Here is a 12,352-nt window from a genome sequence, read left to right as displayed (position 1 = left end):
GCCAACCGGCGTCCGTCCCGCGCTCCCCGGCGGGCACGGCCCAGCGGCGTCAACCACCGCTCGTCCCGGCCAGCCCCGGCGTACACGACCCAGCGACGCCAACCGGCGTCCGTCCCGCGCTCCCCGGCGGGCACGGCCCAGCGGCGTCAACCACCGCTCGTCCCGGCCAGCCCCGGCGTACACGACCCAGCGGCGGCAGCCGGCGTCCGTCCCGCGCTCCCCGGCGGGCACGGCCCAGTGGCGTCAGCCGGCGCTCGTCCGGCCTTCCTCCACGCGCACGACCCGGTCGAACCGGTCGAGCTCCGCCGCGCGGTGGGTCACGACGACCACGGTCCGCTCCCCCGCCGCCCGCAGCGCGCTGTCGAGGACGGCGTCGGCCGCGTCGGCGTCGAGGCCCTCGGTCGGTTCGTCCAGCAGCAGCACGGGCGGCGCCGACACCAGCGCCCGCGCCAGGAGCAGGCGCTGCCGCTGGCCGCCGGAGAGCTTCCCGCCGTCCTCCCCCACGATGTCGTCGAGCCGGTCGGCGTAGTCGGGCAGCCCGGCGTCCACGAGCGCCTGCCGGAGCGCCGCGTCGTCGAAGCCGTCGCGGCCGAGCAGCAGGTTGTCGCGGACCGTCGCGTGGAAGACGTGCGCGTCTGCGAACACACCGCCGGCGACCCGCCACGCCGCGACCCCGTCGGGCCTGCCGTCGACGGTGCCGGCGGCGAGGGGCACCCGGCCGGCGATCGCGGCGAGGAGCGTCGACTTACCGGACCCGCTGGCCCCGACGACCGCGACCCGGCTCCCCGCCGGCAGTGCGAGGTCGACGTCGGCGAGAGCGGGCGGCAGGCCGTCGCCGTGCCGGACGGTCACGCCCCGCAGCGCCAGGTCCACCGGGCCGGCCAGCGGCCCGCCGTGCTCGTCCGAAGGGGAGCCGTCGACGGCGGTGGCGAGCAGGGACCGGACCCGGCGCAGGCCGCCGCGCAGCTCGGTCTGCCGGACGGCGGCCGCGGCCAGGGGCACCACGACCTCGCCGACGGCGAGCGCGACGAGCGCCAGGACCGCCGCCGACGGACCGCCGGCGACCACGCCGATCCAGACCGCCACCGCGGCCGGGACGACCGCGGCGACCCCGCCGACGACCGCGGCCACGGTCGCGGACCGGGCCTCCAGCGCGGCGAGCCGGCGGCCCCGCGCCTCGGCGTCGGCGAGCGCCGCGGGAAGGGCCCCGAACGCGGCCAGCTCCGCCACCCCGTGCATCACGTCGACGGTCGCGGTCGTCAGCTCGCCGCGGGCCGCGGCGATCGCCCCGCTCCGGCTGGCGGCGAGGCGGTGCCCGGCCCACGGCAGTACAACTCCGGCGACGACCAGCCCGGCCAGCAGCGCCAGCCCGGCGGAGGGGTCGGCGACGGCGAGCCCCGCGACCCCGCCGAGGCCGACGACGGCGGCGACCCCGGCGGGCAGCGCCCCGCGGAGGACGGCGTCCTGCACCCCGTCGACGTCGGACACCACCCGGCTCAGCACGTCGCCGGACGACACCGGTCCGCGGGACGCGGTGAGCGCGGCGAAGGCCCTGGCCCGCAGATCGGCCAGGACACGGAGGACGGCGTCATGGCCGGCGAGCCGCTCGGCGTACCGCAGACCGCCCTTGACCAGAGCGAAACCACGCACCGCCGCGATCGCCACCGACAGCGCCGCCAGGGGTGGCTGCTCGGCCGCCCGGACGATCATCCAGGTGGCGGTGCCGACGAGCCCGACCCCGGCGACCTCGGTCAGCACGCCGAGGAGCCCGGCGAAGACCAGCCGGACGAGCGCGGACGCGGGGATGAGCCTCACGCGGCCACCACCGCCGACGCGACGCCGTCCTTGATCTCGACGACGCGGGTGGCGATCGACAGCAGCGCCGGCCGGTGCGCGACGAGCAGGGCGGTGCGGTCCGCCGCCAGCCGGGAAGCGGCGTCGATCACCGCCGCCTCGCTCGCCGCGTCGAGGCGGGCGGTCGGCTCGTCGAGCAGCAGCAGGTCCGCCGTGTCGCGCCGCAGGAACGCCCGGGCCATGGCGAGCCGCTGCCGCTGGCCGCTGGAGAGCCCGTGCCGGCCGAGGTCGGTGTCGTACCCGTGGGGAAGTGCCCTGATGAAGGCGTCGGCGTCCGCGGCGACGGCGGCGTCGACGACCTCCGGAGGGAGCACCGACGAATGCTGATATTTCCGGTTTAGCGGGCGCGAAGCGCCTGATAAACCGGAAGCGGCGCCCAGCGCGCGCGAAACGCCCGACAAACCCGAAGCAGCGTCCAGCGGGCGCGAAACGCCCGACGAACCGGAAGCGGCGTCCAGCGGGCGCGAAACGCCCGGCAAACCCGCAGCGGCGGCCAGCGGATCCGAAGCGTCCGACAGACCAGAAGCAGCGGCCGGCGGGCGCGGAGTGCCCGGCAAGCCCGAAGACGCGCCGAGGCGGATGTTGTCGGTGACGGTGCCGGCGAAGAGGTGCGGGCGCTGCGGCATCCACGCGAGCCGGGCCCGCCACGCGGTGAGGTCCAGGTCCGCGAGGTCGGCTCCGTCGACGAGCACCCGGCCCGACGCCGGCGTGACGAAGCCGAGCACCAGCGACAGGAGCGTGGACTTGCCGCCGCCGCTCGGGCCGACGAGGGCGACCCTGTCGCCGGGCGCCACCTCGAGGTTGAGGTCGCGCAGCGCCACGACGTCGCCGTAGCGCACCTCCACGCGGTCGAACGCGAGACCCGTGAAGCGCGCGTCCGGAAGGCGGGGCGCCGTTCGTACGGGCGGAACCGGCGCGGCGTCGAGGACCTTGAAGATCTCGGCGGAGGCCGCGAGCCCTTCCTGGCTGGCGTGGAACTTGGTGCCCAGCGCCCGCAGCGGCAGGTACGCCTCCGGGGCGAGCAGCAGCACGACCAGCGCCGCGGCGAGGGTGAGCTTCCCGTCGAGGAGCCGCAGGCCGACGGGCACCGCGACGAGCGCCACCGAGACGGTCGCGACCAGCTCCAGCACGAGCGCGGACAGGAACGCCAGCCGGAGCGTCCGCATCGTCGCGGCCCGGTAGGCGTCGGCCATGGCCCGGACCCGGCGGACCTGGGAGCGTTCGGCGCCGAACGTGCGCAGCGTCGGCAGGCCGTTGACGGTGTCGAGGAAGTGGCCGCCGAGGCGCTGCAGCAGGTGCCACTGGTGCTTGGTGCGGGCGCCCGTCTGCTTGCCGACGAGCACGCCGAAGACCGGGAAGAGCGGCAGCGTCACGCCGACCACGATCGCGGAGGTGAGGTCGGTGACCGCGAGCCAGCCGAGCGTGCCGAGCGGGACGGTGACGGCGAGGAACACCTGCGGCAGGTAGGAGGAGAGGTACCCGTCGAGCCCGTCGACGCCGCGGCCGGCGAGGGTGGCGAGCTCGCCGGCGCGCTGCCCGCCGAGCCAGCCGGGGCCGCGGGCGGTGGCGGCGCCGAGCAGCTCCGCCCGCAGGTGTGCCTTGACGCGGGCGGTCGCACGCCCGGCGACCGCGCCGGCGACGGCGCCGTGCACGCCGCGCAGCACGACGAACGCGAGGCAGGTCAGGGCGGCGTTCGTGGTGAAGTCCGTCAGCAGCGTGGCGAGACTGACCGCCTGGCCGACGATCAGGATCGCGGCGAGGACGGCCGAGCCGGCCAGCACCGTCGCATAGTGCCTGACCGGCCCGAGCCGCAGCAGTCTTCTGTCCATGAAACGTTTGCGCGCCCTACCAGTAGAGAGGGGTGGGCTGACTCTCCCGCCGCCTGAACAGCCACCAGCAGCAGATCTGCACGGCGACCAGCACGGGCAGCAGCGGCGCCGCGCCGATGGCGAGCAGCCGGAGGGTGTCCCCACCGGCGGCCGCGCTGTCGACGGTCACCGTCGCGCCCGGGTCCATCGTGGACGCTAGCACGCCCGGGTACCTGGCCAGGGCGACCGCGATCACGGGTAGGGCGCACGCCACAAGCGTGGCCACGAACGCCCGCCCCGCGCGTTTCGTGGAGCCCGCGAGGACCAGCGCGGCCACGACGACAGCGACCAGCACGGTGGCGAGGAGCGGGTTGCGGATGTCCGGCGGGTCCTGCAGCCACCAGGCGCCGGCGGCGAGGGCCACGAGGACGGCGGCGGCCGGCCCGATCCTCGAGGGCGCCCGGAGGCCGCGCCAGGTGAGGTACGCGGCGCCGTTGGCCATCACCAGGGCGACGTTGACGAGCGCGGTGAGCCACACGGCCGGGCTCGCCAACGGCGCGAAGCCGTGCACGTGGCCGCCGGCGTCCACCGGTACACCGTGCAACACGACACCGAGCAGCAGCCCCCATCCGGCGGCGAGGACCAGGGCGCCACCGGTGATGAGCGCGTCGAACCCGCCGCGGCGCGCCGCCCGGCCGCGCAGCTGCACGCCGGCGTTCAGGGCGATGAGGCCGAGCACCACGGCGACGATCACCGGGTACGCGGCGCCGAACAGCTCCCCCTCCAGCCGGGGGAACGCGGCGATGAGGACGCCGACGGCACCGACGATCCACACCTCGTTGCCGAGGAACATCGGCCCGACCGCGTTGAGCGCACCCCGTTTGGCGTCGTCGCCCTTGTACAGCGGGAGCAGCAGCGCGACCCCCTGGTCGAGCCCGCCGAGGGCGAAGTACGTCGCGAACAGCAGCCCCAGGATCGCGAACCACAGCGTGCTCACACCAGCACCTCCTCGCGTGCGGGCAGGGTCTCGGGCAGGAACTCGTCGCCGGGGCCGCGTCTGGCCTTGCGGGCGAGCAGCCACCAGTCGGTGAGGGCGAGGCCGGCGACGAGCACCGTGAAGCCGATCGTCGACAGCGTCAGCGTCCGGTCGCTCATCGGCGACACGGCGTCGGCGGTCTTGAGCAGCCCGTAGACGGCCCACGGCTGACGGCCCTCCTCGCGCACGATCCAGCCGGCGATCACGGTCAGGAACGGCACCGGGATGAGGGCGGTGAGCACCCACAGCATCGGGCGGGCCCAGCGGCGGGTGATGAGGATGTCGCGGAAGGTGAGCAGCTGCGCCACGAGGAGGATCAGGAACAGCAGGTTGGCCACCATGATCATGACGCCGAGGGACGTGCCGACGATGCTGCCGGGGAGGTAGTCGCCGGGCCCGTGCTTCGCGACCATCGCGGCCTGCTGGGCGGCGGCGTCGTCACCGCCGGCGAGCTTCGTCGGCTGGTTCTCATCGAGCGGGCCGAACTGGGCGTAGCCGAAGCCGATGGTGAAGAACGTGCCGACCAGTGCGGAGCGCAGGCCGTTGCGCAGCGACGTGCGGAAGAAGCCGTCGCCGTCGGCGCGGCGGCGGCGCACGTGCCAGGCGCTGACGCTGGCGACGAAGATGCCGCCGGTCAGCATGGCGGCCGAGACCGTGTGGCCGAGCGCGAACCACAGGGCGCTGTTGGTGAGCAGCGCGCCGAAGTCGGCGAGCCGGACGGTGCCGTCCGCGTCGAGCGCGTAGCCGACGGGGTGCTGCAGGAACGAGTTGGCGACCATGACCCAGAACGCGGACAGCAGCGCGGTCGCGGCGACGCCCCAGATCAGCGCGAGGTGCAGCTTCTTGTTCAGCTTGCCCCAGCCGAAGAGCCACATGCCGAGCAGCGTCGACTCGAGCACGAACGCGATCAGGGTCTCCAGCGCCAGGGGCGCGCCGAACACGTCGCCGGTGATCCGGTCGAGGCCGCTCCAGTTCAGCCCGATCTCGAACTCCATGACGAGCCCCGTGGCGATGCCGACCGCGTAGTTGATCGCGTACAGCGAGCCCCAGAAGCGGGCCATCCGCCCGTACACCTCCTCGCCGGTGCGCACGTAGCGGGTCTGCACCGACGCCACGAAGAACACCAGACCGAGCGTGAGCGCGACGAACAGGAAGTGCAGCGAGGCCGTCACGGCGAACTGCCACCGCGCGGCGTCCAGCGCATTCATAGGTTGCCCCCCGACATGTACCCGACCAACATATCGGCAGACTACATGTAGGTACACAAAAAAGCAGCGCCCGTCCTCCGCCAAGGACGAGCGCTGCTGAGGAACGTCTCAGGCTGCCGTGTTGCGCTTCCCCGCGACGTGGGCCAGGGCGACGAGCGCGTGCGCCCGGGCGTACTCGGCAGGGGTGAACGCCGGCGCGAGACGGCGGACGTACAGGGTGCCGCCGGCCGGGTCCTGCAGTTGCATACCGGTCGCCGTGTAGCCCTCGGCGCCCGTGGACGTGTCCGCCCGCCAGGAGATGTCGCAGTCGCCGAGCAGCGACGCGAGCGCCTCCTCCAGGGTCGCCGAGCCGTCCAGGACCTTCCCCGCCAGGGCGAGGACCCGGGTTGGCTCGTCGATGAGGCCCCGCACGTCGGCCTGGGCGATCCACGCGTCGCGGCCACGGCCACGCCGCACCGCCTCGGCGAGGTCGGCGACGGTCAGCTCGTCGGGCGCCTCCACGAGGAAGTCGTCGACGGCGCCGGACTCGGTGGTGTGCACCTGGACCGACAGGATGTTGACCTTGCGCAGGGCGAGACTCGCGGTCAGTACGGACAGGAAACCGGGACGGTCGTCGACCGTCGCGCGGATGCGCCAGAGGGTCATCTCACGCCACCTTGGGGATGGTTGCGCCGGCGGGCGCGGGGGCGCCGAGCCCGGCGCCTCCCGCCTTACCCAGCTCCGCCAAGCCGGGCCCCGCCAGCCGATCCCCCAGCACAGCCGCGGTTGCACCGACCAACTGCGCCAGCCGCTCCACCTCGGAACCGTGGAACGGTGGTGCTCCAGCGTCGCCGTCCGCCCCGCCGCGGGCGACAACAAGGACCAGACCTCCACGCTGAAAAGGCGCGACAGCGAGATGCACGCCGTCAGCTGCGCTGATCGCGCGAGGCCGGAGTGGTGCGATGTCCACCTGTGGGGGGACATCCGGAGTGCGCCAGCTGGCGCAGATCACCGAGGAGTCGGACCATGCCTGGGCTCGCGCGCCGCCGCCCGCCCAGTCCGATCCGACAAGGATCGCGACCGCCCAGTCCGCCCCGAACAGTGCCGGCGCCGCGTCCACGACCGTTGCCAGGCCGTGCTGCGGGTTCGCCGCCACCTGTCCGATGAGCGCGACCTCGCGGCCACTGCTCGGCTCCGACAGCTCCGTGCCGCGCCATACACCGTCCACGCGAACGCCTGGGATCGCCGCGAGACCGGTGAGGACACGATCGACGTGAGCCGAAGCCGGCCACACCACGGTGAGGTCGTCCACCGCGCGGCCACCGACCCGTTCCAGCACAACGACGGAAACGATGTCGGCGCCGACCACACCCAGCGTCCGGGCGACCTGCCCGAGTGAGCCGGGACGGTCAGGCAGCGCCACTCTCAGCCGCAACAGCATCGATGTCGACCTCCCTGTTCGTCCTTGGCTGACATGTACGCCGCCGTTGGTGTACGTCACCTGTTGTTCTCCGGTACTGCCGTTCTTTGGTGCTGCCAACAGCTTGCCGATGGCGGATTTCCACACCGTTTCGCGGCCGTATCGATGCCGGAACGTCTCCGGGTTCCGAGAAAGGCCCGGGAAACGGACATTTGGCGGTGAAATACCTGGCTCGGCCCTTGACAGAGAACGCGTCTCACCCCTGGACTGGCCGGATGAGCACCCCGCCCGGTCTCGACCTTCCCCGCCTCGCAGCGTACCTCCAGGACAAGGCTCCTGGGCTCGTCACCGGACCCATTCAGGCCGAGCTCATCGCCGGCGGCCGGTCCAACCTGACCTACGTCGTCAACGAGGTGTTCGTGCTGCGCCGCCCGCCGCTCGGGCACGTCCTCGCCACCGCGCACGACATGTCCCGGGAGCACCGGATCATCTCCGCGCTCGGCCCCACGGCCGTGCCGGTCCCGGAGGCGCTGCTGCTGTGCGAGGACGACAGCGTCCTCGGCGCGCCGTTCTACCTGATGTCGCGGGTGCCCGGGGTGGTCCTGCGCAGCCGCAAGCAGACCGACGCGCTGGGCGAGGAGGCGCGGCGCGAGGTCGCGTTCGCGATGATGGACACCCTCGCCGAGCTGCACCGCGTCGACCCCGCCGGGGTCGGCCTGGGCGACTTCGGCCGGCCCGAGGGCTTCCTGGAGCGGCAGGTCCGCCGCTGGTCGAAGCAGCTGGCCCAGTCGACGAGCCGCGACCTGCCCGACGCCTCGCTGCTGCGGGACCGGCTCGCCGCCACGATCCCCGTCTCCGCCACCACCGCGATCGTGCACGGCGACTACCGGCTCGACAACCTCATCGTCGACCCCGACCGCCTGAAGGTCGCGGCCGTCCTCGACTGGGAGATGGCCACCGTCGGCGACCCGCTCACCGACCTGGGGCTGCTGCTGGCGTACTGGACGGTGCTGGACCGCCTGAAGATCGGCTTCAACCCGATCGCCGAAGGGCTCGGGGCCGACGCCGGCTTCCCGTCCGGCGACGAGCTGCTCCAGCGCTACGCCGTCGCCAGCGGCGCGGTGCTGGACGACCTGCACTGGTACGTCGCGATGGCCTGCTACAAGCTGGCCGTCGTCCTCGAAGGCATCCACTACCGCTACATCAGCGGCCAGACGGTCGGCGCCGGGTTCGACCAGATCGGCGCGCTGGTGCCACCCCTGCTCGCGCAGGGACTCGCAGCGATCAACGGAGAGAGCTGATGGACTTCCGCTTCGACGCGCGCACCGCCGAGCTGCACGAGAAGCTCACCGACTTCATGCAGGAGGAGGTGTACCCGGCCGAGCCCCGCTTCGAGGCGGAGCTGGCCGCACTCGACGACCCATGGGCCCGCCCGCCGGTCATCGAGGAGCTGAAGGCGTCGGCCCGCGACCGCGGCCTGTGGAACCTGTTCCTGCCCGACGACCGCTTCGGCGCCGGCCTCACCAACCTGCAGTACGCGCCGCTCGCCGAGATCACCGGCCACAGCCCGCACCTGGCGCCCGAGGCGCTCAACTGCGCCGCACCCGACACCGGCAACATGGAGGTCCTCGCCGGGTTCGGCTCGCCGCAGCAGCAGGACCGCTGGCTCAAGCCCCTGCTGGAGGGCCAGATCCGGTCCGCGTTCTGCATGACCGAGCCCGACGTCGCCTCGTCCGACGCGACCAACATCGCCACCCGGATCGAGCGCGACGGCGACTCGTACGTCATCAACGGCCGCAAATGGTGGTCCTCCGGCGCCATGAACCCCAACTGCGCCGTCTTCATCGTGATGGGCAAGACGGACCCCTCCGCCGAGCGGCACCGGCAGCAGAGCATGATCCTCGTCCCGCGGGACACGCCGGGCGTCACCATCAAGCGCGGCATGCACGTCTTCGGCTACACCGACGGCTCCCACGGCGGTCACGCGGAGGTGGAGTTCGCCGATGTACGGGTCCCCGCCGACCACCTCATCGCCGAGGAGGGCTCCGGGTTCGCGATCGCGCAGGCCCGCCTCGGTCCGGGCCGCATCCACCACTGCATGCGGCTCATCGGCATGGCGGAGCGCGCCCTGCAGCTGATGTGCGAGCGGGTCAGCGAGCGGATCGCGTTCGGCCGCCCCCTCGCCGAGCAGGGCGTGGTGCGTGACTGGATCGCCGAGTCCCGGGTCCGCATCGAACAGGCCCGGCTCCTGGTCCTGAAGACCGCCTGGCTGATGGACACCGTCGGCAACAAGGGCGCCCACACCGAGATCCAGTCGATCAAGATCGCGGTGCCGCAGATGACCGAGTGGGTCGTCGACAAGGCCATCCAGGCCCACGGCGCCGCCGGCGTCAGCCAGGACACCCCGCTCGCCGCCCTCTGGTCACAGGCCCGGACGCTGCGCCTGGCCGACGGCCCCGACGAGGTGCACCGCGCGTCGCTCGCCAAGCGCGAGCTGCGCAAGTACAGCTGAGCCCCGCTCGGTGACGGGCCGCCCCCTGCCTCCAGGGGCGGCCCGTTCGCTCGTCTCGTGACGGCGGCCCGTTCGCTCATTCCGCGAGACGACGGGCCGTCCGCTCATTCCACGGCGACGGCCCGTCCGCTCATTCCGCGACGCGGTAGGGCGCCGGCGCCTCGTACGTGGGGGACGGCAGGTCCTCCTCTTCCTCGAAGCGCTCCTGCGCCGCCTGGATCGCCTTCGGTGCCGAAGCGGCGGCCGCCCAGCCGACCGCGATCCCACCGAGCACGGCGATCGCGATCCAGCCCCACGGCTTGCGCTGCTTGCGCCCCGACAACGCGTCGAACGCCAGGCTCGCCCGGTGCCACGCCTCGTCCGCCGCCGACCCGACCCGGTCCGAGGCCGAGCTGTACCGGCTCGACGCCTCATCGGCGAGGTCATACGCCCGGTCCTTCACCGACCCACCGACCGAACGCGCCGACTCGACCGCGGACACCAGGTAGTCCCAGGCGTCCTCAGCCACGCTCTCCGCGCGCCGCTTACCCTTCTTCCACTCTGCGGTCATCTCAGCCACCTCTCCTCCATTGACCGCTTTCCCGATCCCTCCACCCCGCAAACGGCCGTAATTCCCCCCCACCGCTCGCGCGGCGGGGCCCGGCGGGGATTCTCACCCGTACCCCAATGCGCCGCTCCGCGGCGCACTGCCCGCGCCGAGACGCAAGGCAGGGCCAGCGGCGCATGCGCGCCGCATCCCGTGGCCGCACTTCCCGTGATCCACAGACACCGCCCTTCCACGGTCGCCATGGCCCTACCGGGCCACGATCCGGATGACCTTCGTTACTGCTCCAGCGACCAGAACTTTCCGGATCATGGCGATCTACGCCGGGTCGAGCCCGGCGACAGCGCTCGGTTTTCTGTCGTACCTCTGTGGTTGAGTGGCGGTATGCCTCACCACAGAGATCGTGACGCGGTCCGGGAGGTGCGCCGCACCGCCCGAGTCGGGCCATGCGTCTCCGGCGGTCCGTGACACCTCCGGGTGATCCCCTCATCCTGTGGGCGGTCAGCTGTGGACGGTCAGCTGTGGGCGGTCAGCTGTGGGCGGTCAGCGGATGCGCATGCTCACCGAAGGCCCGTTCATCATGGCGGATACCGCCCCGGCCGCAGGGTTGACCTCGTGCCACTCACCTTCCGCCGGCGGTGTTCCTCATGATCCGGAAGACTTTATGATCCGGAAGACTTTGCGCTGCTTTGACGACACAAACTCTTCCGGATCATGGAGATGGCGCGGAGGGCGACCACCGGATGCGGCGCGCACGCGCCGCTGGCCCTGCCACGCGCCTCGGCGCGGGCAGTGCGCCGCGGAGCGGCGCATTGGGGTGCGGGTGAGAATCCCCGCCGGGACCCGCCGCGCAGCGGTGGGGCGGCAGCACAGCGGTCGGGTGAGAATCCCCGCCGGGCCCCGCCGCGGCAGCGGTGGGGGGAATTACAGCGTGCTGGCGCGCTCCACCAGGTGGGTTTTGACCATGACGGCGGTGGGGGCGGCGCCGGCGATGCGGGCGAGCAGCAGGCGGACCATCTCGCGGCCCATGGCCTCGACGGGCTGGTGGACCGTGGTCAGGGGCGGGTCTGTCTGGCGGGCGATGGCGACGTCGTCGAAGCCGACCAGCGAGACGTCCGACGGGACGCGCTTGCCGAGCTCGCGCAGGGCGCGCAGCGCGCCGACGGCCATCAGGTCGGAGGCGGCGAAGACGGCGTCGACCGAGGGGTCGCGGGCGAGTAGCTCACGGACGGCCACCTCGCCGGAGGCCTCGCTGAAGTCGCCGTAGGCGATGAGGGACTCGTCGGCGGGCAGGCCGGCGCGGTCCAGGGCCTCGCGGTAGCCGGCGAGGCGGGACACGCCGGCGGCCATGTCCTGCGGGCCGGCGATCGCGGCGATCCGGCGCCGGCCGCGGTCCAGGAGGTGGCCGACGGCCAGGCGCGCGCCGCCCTCGTTGTCGGCGTCCACGAAGGCGACGTCCGTGTCCGAGGAGGATCCGTGGGACAGCATCCGGGCGGGGCGGCCGCCGAGGACGACGGGCAGGCCACGCTGCTCCAGCAGCTGCGGCAGCGGATCGGCGTCGTGCAGGGAGAGGAGCATGACGCCGTCGACGTGCTGGTTGGTGAGGTGGTGCTCGACGCGCTGGCGCTCGGCCGGGGACTGCGCCATGGCGAGCCACAGCTGGAGCGAGGTGTCGGCGAGGGCGGAGCTGACGCCGCGGACGATGCCGGCGAAGAACGGCTCGCCGAAGACCCGCTCCTCCGACTCCGACACGACGAGCGCCACGGAGTCGGTGCGCTGCGTGACGAGGGCGCGGGCGGCGCGGTTGGGGACGTAACCGAGCTCGTCGATCGCCTTCTGCACGGCCGCCCGCGCTTCCGGGCTCACCTGCGGCGAGCCGTTGACGACCCGTGAGACCGTGCCCCGCCCCACGCCGGCGCGCGAGGCGACCTCGTCGAGGGTGGGGCGGCCCGCCGAGCGGGGTCGGCTGTTGGTGGAGGACACGCCCCATT

The 12,352-nt window shown here is 73.2% G+C and carries 10 protein-coding genes; 2 read left to right on the top strand and 8 right to left on the bottom strand.

Annotated features, from left to right (window positions below):
- Nucleotides 1-243: 243 nt before the first annotated feature.
- From cydC to ACFY3L_RS09715, 6 genes are all read right to left on the bottom strand, one after another.
- The gene (gene cydC, locus ACFY3L_RS09740; protein WP_389320808.1) at nucleotides 244-1,815 is read right to left on the bottom strand and encodes a thiol reductant ABC exporter subunit CydC; all 1,572 of its coding nucleotides are present in this window, start codon (nucleotides 1,813-1,815) and stop codon (nucleotides 244-246) included.
- Nucleotides 1,812-3,683, bottom strand: a complete 1,872-nt coding sequence (gene cydD / locus ACFY3L_RS09735) for a thiol reductant ABC exporter subunit CydD (protein ID WP_389320805.1) — start codon at nucleotides 3,681-3,683, stop codon at nucleotides 1,812-1,814. The genes cydC and cydD overlap by 4 nt, the downstream gene beginning before the upstream one ends.
- Nucleotides 3,684-3,699: 16 nt before the next feature.
- Complete coding sequence (locus ACFY3L_RS09730; RefSeq protein ID WP_389320802.1) at nucleotides 3,700-4,659, bottom strand: cytochrome d ubiquinol oxidase subunit II; 960 nt, start codon at nucleotides 4,657-4,659, stop codon at nucleotides 3,700-3,702.
- Nucleotides 4,656-5,906 (bottom strand): cytochrome ubiquinol oxidase subunit I, encoded by a 1,251-nt coding sequence (locus tag ACFY3L_RS09725; RefSeq protein WP_389320799.1) that lies wholly within the window; start codon nucleotides 5,904-5,906, stop codon nucleotides 4,656-4,658. The genes ACFY3L_RS09730 and ACFY3L_RS09725 overlap by 4 nt, the downstream gene beginning before the upstream one ends.
- Nucleotides 5,907-6,014: 108 nt before the next feature.
- Nucleotides 6,015-6,551 carry an ACT domain-containing protein gene (locus ACFY3L_RS09720; protein ID WP_389320796.1) on the bottom strand — a complete coding sequence of 179 codons (537 nt, stop codon included), beginning with the start codon at nucleotides 6,549-6,551 and terminating at the stop codon, nucleotides 6,015-6,017.
- A gap of 1 nt (nucleotide 6,552) precedes the next feature.
- Nucleotides 6,553-7,326 (bottom strand): amino acid-binding protein, encoded by a 774-nt coding sequence (locus ACFY3L_RS09715; protein ID WP_389320794.1) that lies wholly within the window; start codon nucleotides 7,324-7,326, stop codon nucleotides 6,553-6,555.
- 254 nt (nucleotides 7,327-7,580) lie between these two features.
- On the opposite strand from ACFY3L_RS09715, the gene ACFY3L_RS09710 reads away from it, so the two are divergent.
- Nucleotides 7,581-8,606, top strand: coding sequence for a phosphotransferase family protein (locus tag ACFY3L_RS09710; RefSeq protein WP_389320791.1), 1,026 nt, complete (start codon nucleotides 7,581-7,583; stop codon nucleotides 8,604-8,606).
- Complete coding sequence (locus ACFY3L_RS09705) at nucleotides 8,606-9,817, top strand: acyl-CoA dehydrogenase family protein (protein ID WP_389320788.1); 1,212 nt, start codon at nucleotides 8,606-8,608, stop codon at nucleotides 9,815-9,817. The genes ACFY3L_RS09710 and ACFY3L_RS09705 overlap by 1 nt, the downstream gene beginning before the upstream one ends.
- Nucleotides 9,818-9,947: 130 nt before the next feature.
- Here ACFY3L_RS09705 and ACFY3L_RS09700 read toward each other — a convergent pair whose 3' ends face one another.
- Together ACFY3L_RS09700 and ACFY3L_RS09695 are read right to left on the bottom strand one after the other, a co-directional pair.
- Nucleotides 9,948-10,367 (bottom strand): hypothetical protein, encoded by a 420-nt coding sequence (locus tag ACFY3L_RS09700; RefSeq protein WP_389320785.1) that lies wholly within the window; start codon nucleotides 10,365-10,367, stop codon nucleotides 9,948-9,950.
- 918 nt (nucleotides 10,368-11,285) lie between these two features.
- On the bottom strand, nucleotides 11,286-12,344 hold the full coding sequence (locus tag ACFY3L_RS09695; protein ID WP_389320783.1) for a LacI family DNA-binding transcriptional regulator: 1,059 nt from the start codon (nucleotides 12,342-12,344) through the stop codon (nucleotides 11,286-11,288).
- Between the last annotated feature and the right edge of the window lie 8 nt (nucleotides 12,345-12,352).

The organism is Dactylosporangium sp. NPDC000521, from assembly GCF_042898305.1.
Classification (GTDB): Bacteria; Actinomycetota; Actinomycetes; order Mycobacteriales; family Micromonosporaceae; genus Dactylosporangium.
Note: the sequence above shows the minus strand (reverse complement) of the source record. Positions and strands in the feature narration are given on the sequence as shown.